Annotated in this window: 20 protein-coding genes; 8 read left to right on the forward strand and 12 right to left on the reverse strand. The window is 61.1% G+C overall.

Translation table 11 applies throughout. The annotated features are described in order from the left end of the window. From EOS_RS05085 to EOS_RS05110, 5 genes are all read right to left on the reverse strand, one after another. Nucleotides 1-560: DUF1800 family protein (locus tag EOS_RS05085; protein WP_047845531.1), on the reverse strand; the 560-nt coding region annotated here is incomplete at its 3' end. A gap of 75 nt (nucleotides 561-635) precedes the next feature. Next, nucleotides 636-1,109: a periplasmic heavy metal sensor gene (locus tag EOS_RS05090; RefSeq protein WP_047845513.1), complete on the reverse strand. Its 474-nt coding sequence runs from the start codon at nucleotides 1,107-1,109 to the stop codon at nucleotides 636-638. Beyond that, nucleotides 1,106-1,546, reverse strand: coding sequence for a hypothetical protein (locus tag EOS_RS05095; protein ID WP_047845514.1), 441 nt, complete (start codon nucleotides 1,544-1,546; stop codon nucleotides 1,106-1,108). Before EOS_RS05095 ends, EOS_RS05090 begins: the two co-directional genes overlap by 4 nt. Then, on the reverse strand, nucleotides 1,543-2,118 hold the full coding sequence (locus EOS_RS05100) for an RNA polymerase sigma factor (protein ID WP_047845515.1): 576 nt from the start codon (nucleotides 2,116-2,118) through the stop codon (nucleotides 1,543-1,545). Before EOS_RS05100 ends, EOS_RS05095 begins: the two co-directional genes overlap by 4 nt. A 231-nt stretch (nucleotides 2,119-2,349) precedes the next feature. After that, on the reverse strand, nucleotides 2,350-2,682 hold the full coding sequence (locus EOS_RS05110; protein ID WP_047845517.1) for a YXWGXW repeat-containing protein: 333 nt from the start codon (nucleotides 2,680-2,682) through the stop codon (nucleotides 2,350-2,352). 399 nt (nucleotides 2,683-3,081) lie between these two features. Between EOS_RS05110 and fliD the strand changes: the two genes are divergently transcribed. Beyond that, nucleotides 3,082-4,581 carry a flagellar filament capping protein FliD gene (fliD, locus tag EOS_RS05115; protein ID WP_235442705.1) on the forward strand — a complete coding sequence of 500 codons (1,500 nt, stop codon included), beginning with the start codon at nucleotides 3,082-3,084 and terminating at the stop codon, nucleotides 4,579-4,581. A gap of 114 nt (nucleotides 4,582-4,695) precedes the next feature. On the opposite strand, the gene EOS_RS05120 is transcribed toward fliD, so the two are convergent. The 4 genes from EOS_RS05120 to EOS_RS05135 form a co-directional block, all read right to left on the reverse strand. Next, complete coding sequence (locus EOS_RS05120; protein ID WP_063177454.1) at nucleotides 4,696-5,163, reverse strand: aconitase X swivel domain-containing protein; 468 nt, start codon at nucleotides 5,161-5,163, stop codon at nucleotides 4,696-4,698. Beyond that, nucleotides 5,156-6,403 carry an aconitase X gene (locus EOS_RS05125; RefSeq protein ID WP_047845520.1) on the reverse strand — a complete coding sequence of 416 codons (1,248 nt, stop codon included), beginning with the start codon at nucleotides 6,401-6,403 and terminating at the stop codon, nucleotides 5,156-5,158. Before EOS_RS05125 ends, EOS_RS05120 begins: the two co-directional genes overlap by 8 nt. Before the next feature lie 141 nt (nucleotides 6,404-6,544). Continuing rightward, nucleotides 6,545-7,723 carry an SDR family oxidoreductase gene (locus tag EOS_RS05130; RefSeq protein WP_047845521.1) on the reverse strand — a complete coding sequence of 393 codons (1,179 nt, stop codon included), beginning with the start codon at nucleotides 7,721-7,723 and terminating at the stop codon, nucleotides 6,545-6,547. A 56-nt stretch (nucleotides 7,724-7,779) separates the two neighbouring features. Continuing rightward, nucleotides 7,780-8,496, reverse strand: a complete 717-nt coding sequence (locus EOS_RS05135; protein ID WP_047845522.1) for a MipA/OmpV family protein — start codon at nucleotides 8,494-8,496, stop codon at nucleotides 7,780-7,782. A gap of 240 nt (nucleotides 8,497-8,736) precedes the next feature. On the opposite strand from EOS_RS05135, the gene EOS_RS05140 reads away from it, so the two are divergent. From EOS_RS05140 to EOS_RS05150, 3 genes are all read left to right on the forward strand, one after another. Continuing rightward, nucleotides 8,737-9,465, forward strand: a complete 729-nt coding sequence (locus EOS_RS05140; RefSeq protein ID WP_047845523.1) for a response regulator transcription factor — start codon at nucleotides 8,737-8,739, stop codon at nucleotides 9,463-9,465. After that, on the forward strand, nucleotides 9,466-10,821 hold the full coding sequence (locus EOS_RS05145) for an ATP-binding protein (protein WP_047845524.1): 1,356 nt from the start codon (nucleotides 9,466-9,468) through the stop codon (nucleotides 10,819-10,821). It abuts the gene before it with no gap. 112 nt (nucleotides 10,822-10,933) lie between these two features. Next, nucleotides 10,934-12,055 carry an alpha/beta hydrolase family protein gene (locus tag EOS_RS05150; RefSeq protein ID WP_200908610.1) on the forward strand — a complete coding sequence of 374 codons (1,122 nt, stop codon included), beginning with the start codon at nucleotides 10,934-10,936 and terminating at the stop codon, nucleotides 12,053-12,055. 416 nt (nucleotides 12,056-12,471) lie between these two features. Here the strand turns inward: EOS_RS05150 and EOS_RS05155 are convergent, their stop codons facing one another. The 3 genes from EOS_RS05155 to EOS_RS05165 form a co-directional block, all read right to left on the reverse strand. Beyond that, a complete protein-coding gene (locus EOS_RS05155) occupies nucleotides 12,472-13,377 on the reverse strand; it encodes a LysR family transcriptional regulator (protein WP_047845525.1) in 906 nt (301 codons plus the stop codon). 89 nt (nucleotides 13,378-13,466) lie between these two features. Then, complete coding sequence (locus EOS_RS05160) at nucleotides 13,467-14,684, reverse strand: MFS transporter (protein ID WP_047845526.1); 1,218 nt, start codon at nucleotides 14,682-14,684, stop codon at nucleotides 13,467-13,469. Nucleotides 14,685-14,847: 163 nt separating this feature from the next. Further along, the gene (locus EOS_RS05165) at nucleotides 14,848-16,137 is read right to left on the reverse strand and encodes an MFS transporter (protein ID WP_047845527.1); all 1,290 of its coding nucleotides are present in this window, start codon (nucleotides 16,135-16,137) and stop codon (nucleotides 14,848-14,850) included. Between the two features lie 381 nt (nucleotides 16,138-16,518). Between EOS_RS05165 and EOS_RS05170 the strand changes: the two genes are divergently transcribed. The 4 genes from EOS_RS05170 to EOS_RS05185 all read left to right on the forward strand — a co-directional run. Beyond that, entirely contained in the window at nucleotides 16,519-18,690 is a 2,172-nt protein-coding gene (locus EOS_RS05170; RefSeq protein ID WP_053063753.1) for a TonB-dependent receptor, read from the forward strand. Between the two features lie 15 nt (nucleotides 18,691-18,705). Next, on the forward strand, nucleotides 18,706-19,395 hold the full coding sequence (locus EOS_RS05175; protein ID WP_047845528.1) for a MotA/TolQ/ExbB proton channel family protein: 690 nt from the start codon (nucleotides 18,706-18,708) through the stop codon (nucleotides 19,393-19,395). Nucleotides 19,396-19,397: 2 nt separating this feature from the next. Beyond that, on the forward strand, nucleotides 19,398-19,796 hold the full coding sequence (locus tag EOS_RS05180) for an ExbD/TolR family protein (protein WP_047845529.1): 399 nt from the start codon (nucleotides 19,398-19,400) through the stop codon (nucleotides 19,794-19,796). A 1-nt stretch (nucleotide 19,797) separates the two neighbouring features. Beyond that, the coding region (locus EOS_RS05185; protein ID WP_047845530.1) for a hypothetical protein at nucleotides 19,798-19,998 on the forward strand (201 nt) is incomplete at its 3' end.

The raw sequence follows: 19,998 nt of genomic DNA on the forward strand, positions 1-19,998 counted from the left end.
CGGCGCGTTCGGCGGCCGGGCGTGTCGGGGCCGACGGAGCGCGCTTGATCGAGGAAGATCTGCATGGCCGGATGACGTTCGACTGCGACCAGCATGTCCTCGAAACGGCCAAGCACGTGAGGGCGGATGGCTTCCGCCTCGAACGACCCGGCAAGCATGGCGACGGGCGGTTTCTCCACCGATACCGCGAAATGGTTGGACCAGAAAACCACCAGCCGCTCGACGAACGGCGTAGGCGTTTGCAACGCGCTCAGAAAACGCACGTTGACGGCTGCGCGATAAGTATCGCGGAGCTTCTCGTTATAGGACTTGCGGACTGCCTGCTTGTCGTCGTTGCCGGCGTTGCGGATAGCGCTCTGGCGGTCGGCGAATTCGGCCGAGAGCGCACTACTCGTGGGCTGGTTCGCCAACGCCGGTGGCATCGCTTGATAGCTTGCGCCGGCGAGCTGGCTCGTAAGCCAGCGCCTCGGATCGGACGGCGCCGCTTCGCCGGCACGGGCGCCGAGTCCGAAGCGGTTCAATGCAATCGCGGCGGGTGTCACGGATGTCACGTCGGCCATGGTCGTTCCCACGCATCAAGTTGCTATGTCTCTTGAACGGTGGGAGCCGCGTGAATCCGTCGCTGTCAGGCGGGTTTATTTTTTCGGCGGCGGACCGACATGCAGCGGACCGTGCTGCTGAAGCGCATCGACAAGTTTCAGCCGTTCGTCCGGCGTCAGCGTGTTCGCGAAGTCGGCCACCGTTGCCTCGACTCGCGCACGCACCCCCATATCGGCCTCGCGCGTACGGGCGAGCGCGGCATCGAGCGCAGCACGATCGAACTGCGGCGCGGCGAGCGCCTGCACGACATCGAGGCGTCCCGAGCGAGCGTTGATGATCAGCGGCAGGCTGTCGCGCCGCGTCTGCCGCAGCGCTTCGCGCAACTGGTCGCGGCGCGCCTGGGGCAGTTCGGCTGCAGCGAAGCGCAAGCCGCGCTGCTGAGCGACAACGTCGGCTTTCTGCTTCGCCACCCACCGGTACGTCCCGCCCGCTATCGTTCCGAGCAGGAATACGTTGAGCACCAGAGACACGATCAGAACGGTCTTGAGCCTGGTTGTCGATAAGGTCATTGATCGCTCCAGTCCGAGGCGTTGCTAAACACAGTGCTTTCACCGGTTTGATCGAAGAGGCTTGGCGGGTTCGCCCCCGAGCCGTAGAAAGGGGCTGTCAGCGAAATAGCCAGCACGCCCGCCGCGATTCCTGCCACGCCTACGCCAACGAGACCCGCGCCCGAGATCCACCAGTTCGGCCGTTTCCACGAAGCTGCCTGGCGTGGCGACGCCGATGGCGCCGACGCCAGGATGCGCCGGATCAGATCCGAATCCGGCGCAGCGACGTCATGCCTCGACAGCACAAGGTCGAGCAAACGAGCCTCGGCCAACGCCGCCAATACAGCCGGGTCACGTTGAGCCAGCAGCGCTTTGGCTTCGGCGCGCTCGGCGAGCGGCCAGTGCTCGGGCATGGCGCCATAGGCCTCGGTGAGGCGGCGAAAACGTTCGGGGGTCATCGGCGTTCCTTTCCAAAGACTTGCTCGCCGCGCTCGCCGGCAAGACGGCTGCGTAGCGTGCGGCGTGCCCGCGAGAGCAGGCTTTCCAACGCGTCGACGGTAATGCCCATCACGGCGGCGGCCTCGACGTTCGACAGTTCCTGGTAGTACTGCAGCACCAGGGCTTCGCGCTGGCGTGCGGGCAATGCGGCGAGCGCCGCGGCAATGCGCTCGCTGCGTGCGGTTTCGTCGAGTTGATCTTCCGGCAGCGGGGCCTGATCGACGGGCTCCGGCAGGTCGTCGCCCAGGGTCACTTCCTGACGGCGGCGCAAGCGGTCATAACACAGGTTGAGCGCCACGCGATGCATCCACGTGTCGAAGCGAGCCTGGCCACGCTGCCAGCGCGAGGCCTGCTTCCAGATCCGTACGAACACTTCCTGTGCCACGTCGCTCGCCTCGTCACGGTCTCCCAGCATCCGCGTCGCGAGCGCGAGCAGCCGCGGCAGTTTGCGCGCGACCATCTCGCGAACCGCTCCGGGTTCCCTGCCATCGATACGGGCTAGCAACTCCGCGTCCGGGTCTTCTTCGTTCAATGTGTTTGATCTCGCAGCACATGTTCAACAGCCTGCGCCGGGTCTGTCAGCGGCCCGTCACGCCGGTATGGAATGCACTCAGTACACGACCACCACCGGCCGATAATAAGCCGGACGCGCGGGATAAACGACGCACGCAGAAAGCGCCGCAACCGCGAATGCGATGGCGACTAGAGTCTTAAGCATGGTTGTCTGCCTTGACTGTAGAAAGTGAACGTAGCTTCGCCGGATTTAGCGAGCCCAGTGACCTTCGATCCATCGCCAGTTCGGTCCCCGTTGCACCCAGTGCCCCGGCACCCAATGTGCGCCGACCCGTACCGGCCTCCAGTGGCCCGGCACCCATTCGTAGCCGCGGCCAGCCCAGCGCCAGTGGCCGCCGTCCCAGACATAACCGGGACGGGCTACGGGCACGACTTCCGTGCGCATCGGCGGAGGCGGCGACGGCGCGATGATGACCGCCTGCGCGAATGCCGGCACGCTGGCGAGCGTTGCCACGGCGGCAATAACGGCCAGAGCGGCCTTCACTGCGAACGTGGGCGAAGCCCGTCTTTTTAGTGTTTTCATCACGGTTCCCTGGAGTAGTAAGACGCTCGAAGCATGCGCCTGTCGAGTGCTTAAACGCGCGCTCCCGGAAAATCCGTCGCACAATTTTTTTGTTTTTTCCAAGTGAGTCGCAATGGGACGTTGCGCTCGTGAATGCCCACTCCTGATCGCCCTTGTGACGAAAACAAATCTAAATAATTTCGTCGGCTTTTAGTAATTATTAGGTAACTTATCGTAATATTTAGGCCGGCTTTGTTGCCATCGATATTTTCGATAGTGCGCCGCGCAAATGAAGGAAAGCCCCTTAACAACGAACGCAAACGGCTTTCTTTCTTGCTGACGTCACATAAGCGCCATCACACGCGAAGGGCGGATCTTGATCGGCCCAATCCGCGTTAAACCATGGGGGGTCCAGTTTCTATGTCTGACGCAATCAAGTCTGCGGGGCAATCTCTAATCAACGGCTCGACTGGCAAGAACACCGACGTGCCAGCGCTTGTCGCGGCTCTCGTCAACTCGCGGGTGGCCGGATTAAACGCAGCCAATACCGCAAAGCAGAAGATCAGCACCTCTCAACTGACCGCGGTCGGGTCGCTGAAATCTGTGTTGTCGCTCCTGCAAAGCGCGCTCACCACGCTCTCGGATGGCACGGCATTGTCCGCGGTCACCGCCAAGGCGGACGGCAAGGGCATCACGGCGACGGCGGGCAAGGGAGCGGCGCCAGGCAGCTATGCGATCCAGGTCACCAACATCGCGACGTCGCAAAGCCTTACCTCGGGTTCGTTCGGCACCAAGGAGGCGCTCGGCACCGGTACCTTGAAACTCTCGGTCGGCGGCGCGAGCATGTCGATCAAGATCGACTCGTCGAACAACACGCCGACCGGCATTGCCGCGGCGATCAATTCCGCCTCCGGCAATCCGGGCGTGAGCGCGACGGTGATTACGGGCACGGACGGTGCGCACCTCGTCCTGCACTCGTCGTCCACGGGCGTAGCGAACGGTATCTCGGTCGAGGTCACGCCGAGCGGCTCCGGCGACAACACAGGGTTATCGAAGCTCAGCGTCAACTCGACTACGTCAACGGTCGATCCCGCCGATCCGGCCAAGACAGTGGCGCCCTACACGACTATTGGCGCATCGAATAACTGGAGGCAAACCGCGGCTGGCAAGGACGCTTTGCTGACGGTTGCCGGCACCCAGGTCAGTAGCGCGAACAACAGCGTCACGTCGGCCATTGCGGGCCTGTCGATCAACCTGACCTCCGAGTCGGTGGGGACGACGCAAACGCTGAACGTCACGTCCGACGCGTCCGCCCAGCAGACGTCGATCAAGGCATTCGTCACCGCCTATAACAACTTCATCAACATGGCTGCGTCGCTGACTTCCTTCGACAAGTCGCAACCCAAGGGCGCGCAGGGAGGCCCTCTGCTAGGCGACTCGATGATGAACACGGTCAGGAACTCGCTCGCCGGCGCGATCAGCAAGGGCGTCCCGACGGGCGGGGGAGCGGGACAGGCGAACCTGGGGTCGATCGGTGTCTCGCTGCAACCGGACGGCACGTTGAAGATCGACGAAACCGCGCTGGGCGCAGCGTTGACCAACAAGCCCGGCACCATCAACGCGTTGTTCAACTCGACCACCGGCATCGGGGCGACGATGAACAGCAGCCTGACGACCTTTCTCAAGAAAGGCGGCATCCTCGATACGAAGACGACATCGCTCAACAAGGACCTCGACAATATCAAGGTCCAGGGGACGAAGCTGGACGCGTACGCCACGCAACTGACGAACAGCTATAACGCCCAGTTCACCGCGCTCAACACGCTGATGGCGCATATGAGCAACAACTCGAGCTACCTGACCGCGCTGTTCGGCGGGGCTAACAGCGCAGGCGCACTGGCCAGTGGCAAGGGCGGGTGACGAAAGCGTCACGTGATGAATGGTGGCGGGGTGTTCTGTGAGAACGCTCCGTTCATTCAAGCTCGGCGGGGTAATGCGGTGCGCTTACACATGGCGCGCGTTATGAGACCGGGTCTAGACGGACGCGGGTACGCTCCAGGTTACGCTGGCTGCGCCATGATCGGCGCATGCGTGAATGTGGACGATGCCGTCGGCGGTGCTGACAGCATCGAAATCAACTTCGGAAAGAGCGACTACGGGAACGTGGATGGCGTAGAGATCGCTCGCGACAATCGCGCCGATTGCGATGATCAGGTCACGTTCGCGCAGGATGATGCCAACCGGACCAGTGCCATTCCGAATTGCTTCCGCGAGTACGCTGCTGCTGGAACTGGAGCCTTTGGCTCGCGGCATGACCATCACGCTGCCTGCCAGGCTTTGGCCAAAGCACGGATGCGTTTTCTCGACGATCACGCCAATGGCGGAGTCGTAACCGCCCCAGAAACTCAGCGGTGCCCGCAGCAGCTTGACCGGCCCGGAGGCAGTTCCGTGCGAGAGCATGACGCCCGTGACGGTCCTGTCGGTGCGCATATCATTACTCATCGAATAACACCTTTCCGGCAATAGCCGAGCGTACGCATTCGCGCATGCTTCCATAAGCCACGCTTACGCCAATATTGGCCGGCGCGTAATGTGCCCACTTGCCCGAGTTGGTCATGACGAGGCCCGACATGTTTCTCATGACCGGCGTGATGTAGGTGCAGGTATCCACGACGATCTGAATGCCCTTCGCTTCCAGCGTTTTGGCAATGCCGGACTCCTCCAGTTGCCACAGGATAAAGCGGCTTGTGTTGACGTAGAAGTCGCACTGGAGAGGAGCGTCGAATTGTGCAAGCAGCGTGTGCAGTGCCATGAATTCAGCAACGGAGAAGTGGGGAGTGCCGAGGGCAACGGCAATCAGCGCGTCGCCGGCGTTCCCGCTATTTAACATCCGGCGCACTGCGCGGAGGTCGTCCATCACTACGCGAACTGAGCGTTCGGGGGGCGCACCTTGTAACGCGGCGTCGAGCGTGGGCGCTTCAGGCGTGATGCCGACTGCGTGAAAAAGGGCCACGGCGCCACTCGATGCCGCCGCAGCGCCGAGCGCTTTCAGCTCATCTTCCGTAGTGTCGCCCGGCAGCCCCGCGATAACGGGAACCGTCGTGCCGGCCTCCTTGCCGACCAGGAAACCCAGCGCGGCGAACCAGATATCGCGGCCATGCATCGCGCTGAAATCAGGCGCCTCAAACACGATCCGCGCTGCGCGGTTCCCGGTGACATGCAAGCCTGCGTATGGCGCACGGCCTGTGATTGCCGCCGCGAGATCGAGGAAGTCGCCATAGCGGTTCGTCCGTGCTCCGAGCACGGAGTTAGCGAAGACGATGGCATTCGACTCGGCCCACGCAATCTGTTCGCCGACTTTCGGCCGGTGTTCGAGTTGATACGGCGCGCATGTAAAGCTCGGTTCGCAACCGAGTTCGAGGTGCGCTTCCATCAGGCGTTTCGCCGCGTTGCCGAGCGCGGCATCGCCGTGAAAGAGCTCCGGATGAATCAGGTCCAGCGACCCGACGTTCAAGGTGGTGGGAATCGAGACCTTCGTGCCGTCGGCGACAAAACGCTCGACGAAATCGAGGCTCGCCACGCCGTGATACAGGCAGCCGTCTATATGCGCCGACGATACGTCGATCAGCTTTCGCGCATCCATCACGTTTGCCGTGCGGCTCACTACGCGCATTGCCAGTGCGACACCTGCACCCAAGTCACCGCCGAGCATCGCCCGGTCGCGTTCATCCAGTTCCAGCATGCCATTCCTTATGTTGGAAGCCACTGCGCCGGCCGGGTTGTTGCGCCGCTGCGGTGGTACGTTCATGGCTGGAATGTAGCATTGTTTTGTCGCGAGTTCGCTCGGTGCAATGCGACTACGCGGCGCAATGCCCGCGAAAAATTACTTGAAATCCCAGCGCATCTGCTCGACGATTCCAATGCCGCGCGAGGTCCGCACGCATTCGCTGACATAGTCGATAAACGGCAACGGCTCGAAGCCGATTTCTTCGCGCAAACGGTGGTTATCGAACTGGTAGTCGAGGTTGGCGAAGCCCGCATAGAGACCCAACGCATGTTCGATCAGCCGCGCCGCGCCCGAGCTTCGACGTCCCACCACGTCGCGTGCGATGTTCCGGAAATCGCGCGGGGCGCATATCGAGTAGCGTTTGCCCGAGATGCCGGTGGCCTCGTCCATCGCGCCGATGATCTGGCCGATAGTTGGCGCCTCCGAGCCGGCCGACACGTGGTAGGTGTCGAATGCCAGCGTCGGCTTGACCGCCAGCAACGCCAGTGCGCGAGCGCAATCGTCGACCGAGACAACATCCAACCGGGTCATCGCCTTGGCGCTGAAACGCCGTGCGCCATGCACGACGCGAAACACCCAGAAGATGCTCGCCGACGGCAACGTGCCAAGCACCGTATGCCCGACCACAATCGATGGCCGCACCACGACCAGCGGCAGCGTTGGGTAATAGAGGCGCAGCAGCCGCTCGACGTCGCGCTTGCTTCGCGTATAAGGCACGAGGTGGTTCGTCTCGCTGAAACCGAAAGCCGACTCCCGCACGACTGTGCTGCACTGCGTACCGCAGGCCATCGCGGTGCTGACGTGCAGGAAGCGCTTGAACGTTTGTCGGTCGATGAAGTGCGATGCAAAACGCAACGTGTCGCGCACGTTGATCGCGAGCACCTGGGGGTTGGTGGAAAACGATGTCATCGCTGCGCAATTGATCACATGAGACGCCCCCGCCAGGCGGGCGAGATCCGCTTCCGTGAAATCGTCGCCCAGGTCGCCCACGATCACGTTCGCCTCGGTCAGCCGTTGCGAGCGGGTGTGCGGCAGGCCGCAGCGCACGGCCGATGCACGCAGGCGCACGAGCGCCTCAGCTGCATTCGCCGCGCGCACGAGGCACACGAGACGTTCGATCAGGCCGGCATTCATGAGCGTCACCAGCACCGTGCCGCCGATAAAACCGGTAGCGCCGGTCAGCACCAGGCGATCGATGCCCACCACATGCATCCGCGTAGACGACGTCAGGCTGTCTTGCCAGGCGGTGGTCAGAGGCGTTTGCCATGCAAACATAGCGTTCTCCGTTCGGAAGCGAAAATGAGTAGTGGCTAAGCGGCGGTTAGTGTTTTCTAGTAGCGGTAAGTCACTGCCGTCATAGCGAAATAAGCGTTCTTCTTCTGCACGATCGGGCTATCCGCGGACGAACCGAGGATCCGCGTCAGGCCGCCCGATGTCCTCAGGGACCACTTCGGCGTAAAGGAATAGGTCCATGCGGCCGACACGGTCGCGTTGTCGAAACCCGCTTTGACGGAGTAGGGCCGGAAGCCGCTGCTCGCAGACTGCGCATCGGTGACGCCGAAGAAGGTTTGCGTGTAGCGGCCACTGCCGGCGTGCAGGCTGCCCGTGATGCTGATGTCGTTGGTGGCGGTGTGAAGGACGGGTGTTGTCAGGTCGATGTGCCCGCTCACGCCGCGCGTGGTGTGCGTGAGCGGCTGGTCCAGCGTGACGCTGATGGTCGTGTCGCCAAACACCGTGGCGCCGACCTGGAAGGACATCATCAGCGAGCCGGGAATGCGGCCCATGCCCTTCAGATAATTCGAGCCGGGCAGGTCGGCACGGTTGGAGTCGCTGCGGCCGAAGTCATAGCTGAGCGCAGTCGAGACGAACATCCCGTTCGCGAAGGTTTTCTTGTAGCCGGCGCCCTGTAACGGGCTGATGAAAAAGCCGTTGGAGAATTCGGCGGAAATCACCGGGGCCACCAGGCCCCGATAGTCCTTGCTGCCGAGGTAACGCGGTGCAACCCCGGTCCCTAGCCCGAACATATAAAAATTCTCGGCATACGCCATGGAGGAACACGTCAGGCCGAGCAGCGGGAGACAGAGATAGGAGAGGCGTTTGCGCACGGTCAGGTCTTTTCTTAGGAGAGAAGCCGCAGTCTAGGGACGGGGCTGGCCGACGTCTGTTCTGAAGTTGCGCGAATTTGTGCTGAATTGTGTTCAAGTGTCCATGAGTGTTGCCGGCGGCCCTGCCATGCGCGCGCGAGGATAGAATCGGCGCCTGTTAGGGCGCAAGTGCGGAGAAGAACAATGAATGAGGTCTCGCTTAAGTACAACGTGTTGCTGATCGAGGACGATGACCGCCTCGCGCAACTGATCGGGGAGTACCTGGATAGTTACGAATTCACGGTGACGATCGTGCGGCGCGGCGACACCGCCGTGGCTGCCGTGCGCGAGCACAAGCCGGCGCTGGTGATCCTCGACCTGATGCTGCCGGCAATGGACGGCATGGAAGTCTGCCGGCGTATCCGCAGCTTTTCGAGCGTGCCGGTATTGATCCTGACCGCTCGTGTTGATGTCTTCGACCAAGTGGCTGGACTCGAAACCGGCGCGGACGATTATGTCGTCAAGCCGATCGAACCGCGTGTGCTGGTCGCACGCGCACGCGCGCTGCTCAGGCGCTCGCAGCCGGCGGAGGGTGTGACAACGTCCGCTGCGGATGCCGGGACGCTCGTGTTCGGCGAACTTGTGATCTCGCCGCCGAACCGCACGGTGACGTGGCGCGGCCAGGACATCGACCTGAAGACCGCGGAGTTCAACCTGCTCGTGATTCTCGCGCGCGCTGCCGGCACCGTGCTGAGCCGCGACGACATTCTCAAGCAGTTGCGCGGCATCGAATTCGACGGGCTCGATCGCACGGTCGACTCCGGTATTTCGCGGCTGCGGCGGCGATTCGAAGACGCGTCGCCGGAGCCGCACAAGATCAAGACGATCTGGGGCCGCGGTTATCTGTTCAGCCCATCGGCGTGGGAGGATTGAATGCTTCGTTCCCTGATCCGGCTTTATCTGATCGTGTTGCTGGGCGGCGGCCTGGCCATCGCGTTCGTCAGTCACTACTTTGTGCAGGTCTTCCACGAGCGCATCACCGCGGACCAGCGGGAGAGCGTGAAAGCCTACACGTTCGTGCTGAGCGATTATTTGCAACGACACCCGGGCGAGCAGCGCGCGGCAGCGCTGGCGGAACTGCAAAGGCACGGCGACGAAGGCTTCAGTCTCCTTACGTTGAACGACGTGATTCCGCTGCTCGACCGCGATCAGTTGCGCGACCTGCGCGACGGCAAGCTGGTGCTCAGCATGGACGGCAAGGATTACTACCTGCCGCTGCCCGACGGCACGATCGTCCACGCCCATCCCGATGAGCCCGGCAACCTGGACATCAAGGCACTGGCCTATGCCGTGATCGCACTCGCGACGCTGCTGTCCGTCGTCCTGTGGGTCCACTATCACTGGCGCGACTTGAGGAAGCTCGAGGCTGCCGCTCGCGCGTTTGGCAGAGGGAGTTTGTCGACGCGGGCGCCGTTATCGAAGAAATCAAACATCTACGAACTGTCGAAGCAGTTCAACGAAATGGCAGGGCAGATAGAGGCGTCGATCCTGCATCAGCGCGACATGATGCACGGCATCTCGCATGAATTGAAAACGCCGCTGGCGCGCCTCGAATTCGGTCTCGCGCTGTTGCAGTCGCCCGAATCTCCGGAGCGGCAACGCGAACGTCAGCTCGCGCTGCGCCGCGACGTTCGCGAACTGGATGAACTCGTCACCGAACTGCTCACGTTGAGCCAACTTGAACAAGGCGCGGGGCATAGGGTGCTGATGCAGGTTTCGGTGAGCGAACTGCTCGACAGTGTCGCGGCGAGCATGGCCAACGACGTTGCCGACTGTGCGCTTACCCTGTCCGTCACAACGGCGGGTGCGCCCACCAGCCACGTCTGCGATCCGAAGCTGGTCGCGCGGGCATTGTTGAACTTGATTCGCAATAGCACCCGCTACGCGCAGCGCGCTATTTCGCTGCGCGCGTGTCTGGGACCGGATGGTGCATTGGTACTGATCGTGGACGACGACGGACCGGGTATTCCGGTTGCCGACCGCGCTCGCATTTTCGAACCGTTTCATCGGCTGGATGCGAGCCGCGACCGGCACACCGGCGGCTTCGGGCTGGGTCTTGCGATCGTGCGTCGTGTGGCGCTGGTGCACGGCGGCGACGTGCGGTTGGAAGAGTCTGCTTCTGGCGGCGCGCGTTTCCTGATGACGTTGCCGTCCATGTCCTTGCCGGCAGCAGGTGGCGCCGCGGCCGTTCATGACGGGAGCGCAGTTGTTGCGAACCCGAGAGTGTGATGACCTGACCTGGCTTGCCACCTTCGCGATGAGAGGTTTCCAGCCGGACCCCGGCGATTGAGGAGCAGGCATAATATTCGGCGACAATTCTGGATCGAGGATGCACGCCAACATGCCACATCAAATCAAACAGCACTCGACAATGATGAAGATGGCGAAGGCTTTCAGGACGGGGGTTGGAATCCTCGTTCTTCTCGCGGCCGGCAAATCATTCGCTGGACCTGTCGGCGAGATGCATCGTGTGACTGCCGATCCGACTGCGAGCCTGCGCGATGCCGAGCACCGGCCGGAACTTCGAATCACGGTGTGGTACCCCGCTGCAACCGATGCAATCGAACGTAACGTTGCAATCGGACCGCCCGGTAAACCGCTATTCGACGTCGGTTTCGTTGCGCCCGATGCGGCCTTCGTATCCGCTGCAGGCCGGAGGCCCGTGATCCTTTTCTCTCATGGCTTCGGCGGCTCGGCCATGATGATGGGATGGTTCGGCATAGCGATGGCGCGCGATGGGTACGTCGTGGTGGCGGTGGATCATCCCGGCAACAATGGCATGGACACCATGACCGTCGCCGGTGCGGTGTTGTGGTGGGACCGCGCGGAGGATTTGCGTCTCGCCCTGGAAGCGGTGGCGCAGGACCCGGTTATTGGCCCGCATATGGACTTGTCGCGTCTCGGCGTTGCCGGTTTTTCGGCGGGCGGTTTCACTTCGCTTGTGGCGGCAGGCGCCCAGGTCGACCCTGCGCATTTCGAGCGGTTCTGCAAAGCCAATCCCGACGATGGCGTGTGCAGGCCGCAAAGGGAAGCCACGTTCACAGAGCGGGACCGCGACGCGTTGTTCAAACGCCCGGACATTCAGGCCGAACTTGCTCACGCAACCGACGACCACACCATTGCGCAAGTGCGCGCTGCGTTCGTGATGGCTCCGGCCCTCGTGCAGGCCCTGGCACCCGCAAGCCTGGAGCATTTGCGCACGCCGGTCGAGATCATGCTGGGCGACGCCGACGTAACCGCGCCGCCCGCGACGAATGGCCTCGTGGCAGCCCGAATGATTCCGAACGCTTCACTCATCCGGCTTCCGCGTGTTGGTCACACCGATTTCCTGTCGGCCTGCACCGAGCTCGGACGAGCGAATGTTCCCATTTGCAAAATGGACATTCCGCAGGCCAACACGCATCTGCATGCGATCAACGCGGCTCAGGTTTTCTTCGATCGCCAGTTGGGCGTGACTCATTGATCGAGCTTGAGACGACGCGTTGTCAATACCGAGGACCGCTTAGCCTGACCATTCGCGTGAAATATTACTTAGCGGAGACTTAGCAAACTTACCTGGCGGAATTAGCTAAAGTTAAAGCGCGCCTTAGCCCCCTTATCTCAGGGCTGCTGGCATACGCATCATTACCCTAAGAACAAAAATTTCAATGTGCATTCCGCGCATCTTTTAATACCGCCAACCGGAAATTTTTTCTCTGCGTAAATCGTTAAATCTTGTTAGATTGGTGCCAGGGTTATTTTCTTTTGGTGCGAATGCGAAGACACTGGACTCACCCTTCCGAGGGTGTGTCCCGCGACGACGGTGATCTTCGTCGCGCTTAAGTCCCGTCCAGTCTGGATGGGACTTTTTTTATCCCGCGCCCATCCTGAGCCTGGAAGTTAGCGACTTACAAAAGTCTGGCCGCGCCGGAACAGATCGCGTGCGATGGAACAGAAGAGGGCCGTGGTCTGGCCTTCGTCCTGAAGACGGCGGCTCATGATGATCGGCGACGCGGGGCTTGGTTCAGGCAAGTGCCGGTAGACAACGCCATGTACCCTCAAACCATCGACACTCTCCGGCACGAGCGACACACCCACTCGCGCCGCGACCAGCCCGAGGGCCGTCTGCAACTCCCGCACTTCGTGTACGGCGGCCGGTTCGAGCGCATGATCGCGCAGCGCCGAGAGTTGCTGGTCCGCGTAACTCGGGCGCGGCGAACTCGGATAGACAATCAGCGTCTCGCGTGCAATATCCTCAAGTGTCAACTCCGCCGAAGCTTCCGCTAACGGATGATCTTCCGGGAGCGCCGCGATCATCCGTTCCTCGATAAGTACTTCGCGCGTCAGTTGCACATCGTCGAAACGCAGCCGTCCAAAGCCGACATCGATACGTCCGCCCTTTAATGCGCCGAGTTGTTCGAGCGTGAACATCTCGATCAGGGACAGGTCGATCTGCGGCGCGGCTTCGCGAAATGCGCGGATCACCTGCGGCAGCGCGCCATAAAGCGTGGAGGGCACGAAGCCGATCACAATGCGTTGCGCCAGTTGCGCGAGCCTGCGAGTCAGTGGAACGAGCTCGTCGCTTTCATCGACCAGGCGCTTCGCCTGAGTATAGAAAACGCGGCCCGCTTCGGTGAGGCGCAAAGGCCGCGAACCGTGCTCGAAGAGCGGTAGCCCGACACTTTCTTCGATCTGCTGGAGTTGTCTGCTGAGCGGCGGCTGCGTCATGTGCAGGCGGGCGGCCGCTCGCGTGATGTTCATTTCTTCGGCTACGGCAATGAAATAGCGGAGTTGACGCAGCTCCATGCATCCCTCAAACGGTTAAAGGCTTGGTCGAACAGAACTATCGGTAAATTATTTACCGGCCCGAATCGCAGGATACTCCGATGCTGTCTTTAGCCGTTCGCCGCATCGGCCTCCTCGACCGGGCCGTCACGACCACGCAGCAAAAGCAGCAGGGCGGCAAGGACCAACACGATCGTCAAGCCGGCGAAGATCAAGGTGGCGCGCTGAATGCCCGCGAACTGAACGACAACGCCAAGCCCGATGACGGGCAACGAGATCGCTATATAGAGCACCACGAAAAAGCTCGATGTCACCTCTGCGCGCCTGTGCGGCGGGGACTTCTCGGCAATCTCCGCAAGCCCTGCGCGAAAGCTGATTCCCTGCCCGATTCCAGCCAGCGCGGTACCGATCAGCAATGCGCCCAAAGACTGCTCGGGCACGGACAGCGCTACGGCGAGCAGCCCTGCAACGAGTCCGACGCAACCGGCAGGCTGCCGCCGCTGCGGCGCTATTGCTGCCTGCACCATCTGTCCAATAGCCGAACATGCGAAGAGCAGGAAAATAATCGCGCCGATGACAATCCCGTTGTTGTAGCCCAGTACGACGCGGATCAATTGCGGCGCCACCGCTGCGAAAAATCCCACCACGACGAAGCCTGCGAATCCGGCCATCGCGGCGGGCGCGAACGCACGGCGCACTTCGGCAGGCAATGAAATTCGTTGAAGTCCGAGTTTGACGCGCGCTGGAAGCTGCGCCGTTTCCGGTGCGTTCCACACCGCCACCAGCGCCGCCGCGAGCAGCACCAGGTGCACGGCATAAGGGAGCCGCATTGGGGAAGGCAGCAGTTCGACGAGCACGCCGCTCAACAATGGGCCTAAACCCAATCCAAGCATGTTGGACGCCGTGGCTGCGAGCGTGGCCTGCCGATGCCTTGATGCCGGAGCGAGTTCGATCACCGCGACGGTAGCCGTGCCCGTGAAGATTCCCGCTGAAATGCCCGATAACAACCGCCCTAGCATCAGCCCGAATAATCCGCGACTCAACAGGAAGGTGAACGCCGACGCTGCCGAAAAACACAGGCCGGCGATCAGCATGCGTCGGCGTCCAAGCTGATCGGACCAGTTGCCGACCGTCAGCAGCGCGCCGAGCACGCCGGCTGCATAGATGGCGTAGATCACGGTGATCAAGGTCGGCGTGAGGCCGTACTGCAACTGATAGTAACGATAGATCGACGTGGGCAGGGTCGTGCCCATCATGTTGATCATGAATGCCACGGCGACTGTTACAAAGGCGACCGACGATCCGGTCCGGTCAGGGCTTACTTTCATCGGGCTTTCCAGCAATGTTTCGGAAGTAGGCCACGATTATGGTCAATGTGCCGCGGTTCTGCAGAGCGCGGCTCACTCATTAGCTCACTCATTGAATCATCCAAGCAATTCTGAATTCACGATCCCGCCGCTGACCGACCCATTACATTCTCTAACAGAGCGATCAGGGCTCCTTGCGGGCTTGCTCGGCCGCACCACTTAGCGTTGAGTCAGCCGCTTTGTCGAGAATGCTTGCCCTAAGAATCCAGTTATAAACAGCGCCCGCGATCATCAATGCCGAGGTACCGAAAAATACCTCCCGCATGCCAAAATGCCCGCCGACAAAACCGCCGGCAAGCGGTCCGACGACCTGCCCGGTGTATTGGGCTGAAGTCGAATAACCGAGCATATTCCCCGCAATGGCTGCGGGCACGTTGTGCCGGATAACGCTGGCGACGCAAGGCAGCAACCCGCCAAGTGCGAGGCCCATCAAGAATCGCAGGAGGATCAATTGCCAGCCTTGCGTGACGAATGCTTGCGGGATCAGCAGGATGCCCGCAACCGCAAGACAGCCGATGATGACGTTCCAGTGCCCCAGGCGATCGGCGAGCCTACCCAGGTAAGACGCAGAGAGAATGCTGCCCAACGCTGCCGCCGACATGACAAGCCCGGCAACAAACGTGACCTGGTGCAGATCGACAATCTGTGCAACATAGACCGTAATGATCGGCTCGATCGACATGTTCGCCAACATCAGGAGCATGCCGGTGAACAGCATGGCGACAGTCGGCCGTTTGTCCGCAAGCGCCGCCCAACTGCCGCGCTTGCTTCCTTTCTTGCTCGCACCCGGTTGACGCTCGTTTTTTACAAACAGCACTGTCGCCAGGAACGTGATGAAAATCAGCGCGCCCGCGGCGAGAAAGGTCGAACGTATTCCGATCAGCGGCGGCAGCGATCCTCCAATAAGCGGGCCGACCAGATTGCCGGCCATGATTCCGGACGACAGGACACCAAGCGCCCAGCCGCATCGGTCTTTGGGTGTCTGGGTCGCGACCAGCACGGTGGAACCTGACGCAAACCCGCCAAGCAAGCCTGCGAGGAGTCGAAGCCCGACGAGTTGCCAGACGTTATGCGCCATTCCCATTAAAGACATGATGATGGCCATGCCGAGACTGGCGCGGATCAGCATCGGCTTGCGGCCGTAGAGGTCGGCAAGCCGTCCCCAAAGGGGTGCGGTCAGTGCCGCAGTGAAAAACGTCGCGCCGTAAGCAATCCCCGACCACTGGACTATGGCTGCATGATCCTTGACGCCGAGTTGTTCAACGTACAGTGGCAGGAACGGCAACATGAGCGTCATTGCCACGATGGTCGTGAACGATCCGAAGACACAGACAATGAGATTGCGTCGCCAGTGGGCAAACTCCTCCGGCGCCGGAGGATTCGCGTGATGTGCGCTTGCCGCTTGTTTGTCCATGATCCTTGTCCGGGTCGGCGCGAGCAAATGGGTTATGTCCGGTTTCTTCATGAAGGCCGGAGCAACCACTTTGCGCAAAAGTGAATTGACTGCAACCCGGATCGTACGGCGTTGACCGTGGTTCAACCAGTTCGCTGCCTATACCGGTATCGCGACTACCTGCCACAAAGGGTTGAGGAGATCAGGTTGTCATTGGTTTGGATAGGGACGCCTATCTGTCCGGTTCATGGCAAGACCGCTCGCACTATGGGGGCGTTATCCATTCGTAATGCAAAGCTTAAGTTCGTAAGTTAGCCATCACTGCTGGTTAATGTGCTGTCTCTAAGATGCGCCTTGTCACCTTCTATCCAGACGGAAATCTAAAACAAGGACGCGTCAAAAATGCAACGGGTACGTTCACGGTTTCGCCAGAAACCACTCGCGCATATTGTTCTCGCATCGCTGTGCGCAACTGCTGCTCAGGTATCTCATGCACAGGCATCGGGGGATCTTGGCTCGGTGCAAAGCACCGCCACTTCCAACGCTTCCGGCGGCGGTTCAACACCGGCCAACCCGCAGTCGGCGCCGGCACAGGCACCCACGCAAGGCTCGCTGACCGCGGACGAACCGCAATCGATCATCAACCGGCACTATATCCAGAACAGCACCGCACCCACGGCCAACTACAGCGATATCGTCCAGATCGCACCAAGCGTGAACAGCGTCAACCCGAACGGCGCGGGCCTGATGGAATCACAAAGCCTGTCGATTCGCGGCTTCCAGGACGGTCAGTTCAACGTGACATTCGACGGCATTCCGTTCGGAGATTCCAACGACTTCACGCACCATTCCACATCGTTTTTTACGTCACAGAATATTGGCGGCATTACGGTCGATCGCGGCCCGGGCGATGCTTCGCAGATCGGCTTCGCGACCTTCGGCGGCACAATTGCCGTCCAGTCGCGAGAGCCGACCATGACGCCATCGGTATCGCTTCTGGGTTCGTACGGCAGCTTCAACACCTGGCTCACGGGCGCGGAATTCAATACGGGTGACATGCAGCAGTGGGGCGACGCGCGCGCCATGGTCGGCTACAGCCATACCAGCAGCGACGGCTATCTGACCAACGCCTCGCAACGCCGTGACAACGTCTTTTTCAAGCTGGAGAAGCCCATCGGCGACGACACCCTCGTCACCGTGTACGCGAACTACAACCGCATCCACCAAAACGTATCGCTGGGTGCGACCGCGGCGCAGATTCATCAGTTCGGCCCGAACTTCGGACTTAGCAACGATCCGACTAGCCAGTCCTATTCCGGCTACAACTTCGACCGGATCAATACGGACATGGAATACATCGATGTCCAGACCCGTATTGCCGAGTGGAAGATCGAGAACAAGCTCTACACCTACGGGTATTACCACGACGGTTTCAACGGCATGGATCCGAATGGCGAGACCCCGAACGGCACGGCGTTCGGTCCGAATAACGTGCCGGGCCAGCAGATGGCCAACAACTACCGCGCGTTCGGCGACATCGCGACGGCGGAACGCAAGATCGGTCCGGGTACGTTGCAGTTTGGCGGGTGGCTCACGCATCAGTCGAACTTCCGCGACAACATGAACGTGGACGACTCACTGAATTTTGCGCTCCAGACGCTTAATTTCACCATGCACGACACGTTGCTCACGTTCCAACCCTACGTGCAGTATGCGTGGGAATTGCCCTTCGGACTGACACTGACGCCCGGCCTCAAGTACGTGTCGTTTAATCGCAGTATCGACGCGCCCGTGGACCAGGGCAGCGGCGTGCCGGTGAACTACAGCCACACCTGGACGAAGGTGCTTCCGTCGGTGACGCTGCACGAGCAGATCAACTCGAACTGGAGCGCTTATGCGCAGTTTGCGCAGGGCTTTCTCGCGCCGAACCTGAACATTTTCTATGTCACGAATCCGGCAGGATCGAGCCAGCCCAACCCGGAGCAGACCAACAACTATCAGATCGGCACGACCTATAAAAGCAAACGGCTGACGGTATCGGCCGACCTGTATTACATCGACTTCCTCAACGCGATCACGGGCCAGACGGTGGGCGGTAACACCACGTTCACGAACGCAGGCGGCGCGGTGTACAAGGGCTTCGAATCGGAAGCGACGTTCTACGCCGGACTCGGCTTCAGCCTGTACGGCAACCTGACCTTCAACTCGGCCAAGCAAAAGAGCACCGGCGACTGGATGCCGAATGCACCGCAAAGCACCGCGGCATTGGGCCTGCTGTATGAGCGTGGACCGCTGAACGGGTCGCTGATTACCAAGTTCGTGGGCCACCAGTTTGGTTCGACGGGCGATCAGCAACCTATCGGCGGTTTTACGGTGACCAACTTCGCGACCTCCTACACGATCAAGAACCTGGCGCCGTGGCTGCATAACACGCGCATCGGCCTTGAAGTCGACAACATTTTCAACCGCACCAGCATCAACGCGCTTGCCGGCTTTACCGCTGCCGACAATACGCCGCTGTACTGGACGATTCCGGGCCGCGCGATTATCGGCACCGTGTCGACCGACTTTTAAAAGGAGTTTGCCTGCATGACTTTCAACACGTTGCTGAACCTGGCCAACCATTCCGGAGGCGTTCTCTATGTCATCGCCGCGATGCTGTTTGTCGCGCTGACGATTATCATCGAACGCTCCTGGTTCCTGCACCGCGTCTCGGGCTGTGGGCACGCCGCGCTCCAGCAAATCGACCGGCTCGATCAGCTCGACACATCGACGCTCACCACGTTCGCCGAGAAGTATCGGGGCCTGCCGATCGGACGGCTCTTCTCGATGGCCGCGCGCTTTCATGGCACGCGAACGCGAGAAGAACTCGACGCGAGTTTCGAGGAAGTGATCATGCGTGAAGCGCCGCGTATCGACCGCTTGCTGTGGGTGCTCGACACGATCGTCACGCTAGCGCCGCTGCTTGGCCTGTTCGGCACCATCGTGGGGATGTTCAACGCATTCCAGGTGCTGTCCGACCCCGGCAATGCACCCACGCAAGTAACGGGCGGTGTGGCTGAAGCGTTGATCGCCACTGCCTCAGGGTTGTTTGTCGCCATGATCGGCCTGGTGTTTTTCAACGGCCTGCACAACCGCGTGCGCGCGGTTGTGCATCAGCTTGAAACACTGAAGGCCGCACTCGTCAACCGGCTGGCGAGCGGATCGCACGAGCATGCGAAGGAATTGAGAGAAGGGCCGCGCGCGGTGATCGGGAAACTTGCCTCGCAAGGGGCCTGACGATGAACTACTTCGAAGCGAAAAAGGCCCGGATCGAGATCATCCCGATGATCGACATCATGTTCTTCTTGCTGGTGTTCTTCATCATGATCACGCTGCACATGATTCCGAATGCCGGCCTGAAGACCCAGTTGCCGTCGAGCGCGAGCGCCCTCGCTTTGCCGCCGCCGAAGGTGATGGTCACGCTGTCGACCGACGGCAGCATGTCGGTCGATGGCCGGGTACTGACGCCGGCTCAGTTGACCTCGATGTTGTCGGCGCGACCTGATGCGTCGCATACCGTGGTGACGATCGCCGGATCGAAAGCGGCGCAGATCCAGGACCTCGTCGCCGTGATGGACGCATGCCGTGCAGCGGGTGTCTCGCAGATCGCGCTTGCGGCGCAACCCGCGGCGAAGTGATATGGCGACTCCCTCTGCTGCCGGTTTCGTGCCGGAACGACGACGTTTCTATCCGGCGGCGGCGCTCGCGCTGTTCGCCGAAGCGCTGCTGCTCGGCGGCGGTTATCTGATGCTGGCGCACAAGCCCACGCCGCCGGTCGTGCCGCCGGTGACGGTGCTGTCGCTCGCGCCCGCACCGGAACCTGCGCCCGCGCCGAAACCC

It is taken from the genome of Caballeronia mineralivorans PML1(12) (assembly GCF_001028175.1).
GTDB lineage: Bacteria > Pseudomonadota > Gammaproteobacteria > Burkholderiales > Burkholderiaceae > Caballeronia > Caballeronia mineralivorans.

Excerpts from the sequence above, each read along its gene's own strand:
- EOS_RS05090 (WP_047845513.1), bottom strand. The coding sequence starts at position 1,109 with ATGACCTTATCGACAACCAGGCTCAAGACCGTTCTGATCGTGTCTCTG.
- EOS_RS05095 (WP_047845514.1), bottom strand. The coding sequence starts at position 1,546 with ATGACCCCCGAACGTTTTCGCCGCCTCACCGAGGCCTATGGCGCCATG.
- EOS_RS05110 (WP_047845517.1), bottom strand. The coding sequence starts at position 2,682 with ATGAAAACACTAAAAAGACGGGCTTCGCCCACGTTCGCAGTGAAGGCC.
- fliD (WP_235442705.1), top strand. The coding sequence starts at position 3,082 with ATGTCTGACGCAATCAAGTCTGCGGGGCAATCTCTAATCAACGGCTCG.
- EOS_RS05120 (WP_063177454.1), bottom strand. The coding sequence starts at position 5,163 with ATGAGTAATGATATGCGCACCGACAGGACCGTCACGGGCGTCATGCTC.
- EOS_RS05125 (WP_047845520.1), bottom strand. The coding sequence starts at position 6,403 with ATGCTGGAACTGGATGAACGCGACCGGGCGATGCTCGGCGGTGACTTG.
- EOS_RS05130 (WP_047845521.1), bottom strand. The coding sequence starts at position 7,723 with ATGTTTGCATGGCAAACGCCTCTGACCACCGCCTGGCAAGACAGCCTG.
- EOS_RS05135 (WP_047845522.1), bottom strand. The coding sequence starts at position 8,496 with ATGGCGTATGCCGAGAATTTTTATATGTTCGGGCTAGGGACCGGGGTT.
- EOS_RS05140 (WP_047845523.1), top strand. The coding sequence starts at position 8,737 with ATGAATGAGGTCTCGCTTAAGTACAACGTGTTGCTGATCGAGGACGAT.
- EOS_RS05145 (WP_047845524.1), top strand. The coding sequence starts at position 9,466 with ATGCTTCGTTCCCTGATCCGGCTTTATCTGATCGTGTTGCTGGGCGGC.
- EOS_RS05150 (WP_200908610.1), top strand. The coding sequence starts at position 10,934 with ATGCCACATCAAATCAAACAGCACTCGACAATGATGAAGATGGCGAAG.
- EOS_RS05155 (WP_047845525.1), bottom strand. The coding sequence starts at position 13,377 with ATGGAGCTGCGTCAACTCCGCTATTTCATTGCCGTAGCCGAAGAAATG.
- EOS_RS05160 (WP_047845526.1), bottom strand. The coding sequence starts at position 14,684 with ATGAAAGTAAGCCCTGACCGGACCGGATCGTCGGTCGCCTTTGTAACA.
- EOS_RS05165 (WP_047845527.1), bottom strand. The coding sequence starts at position 16,137 with ATGGACAAACAAGCGGCAAGCGCACATCACGCGAATCCTCCGGCGCCG.
- EOS_RS05170 (WP_053063753.1), top strand. The coding sequence starts at position 16,519 with ATGCAACGGGTACGTTCACGGTTTCGCCAGAAACCACTCGCGCATATT.
- EOS_RS05175 (WP_047845528.1), top strand. The coding sequence starts at position 18,706 with ATGACTTTCAACACGTTGCTGAACCTGGCCAACCATTCCGGAGGCGTT.
- EOS_RS05180 (WP_047845529.1), top strand. The coding sequence starts at position 19,398 with ATGAACTACTTCGAAGCGAAAAAGGCCCGGATCGAGATCATCCCGATG.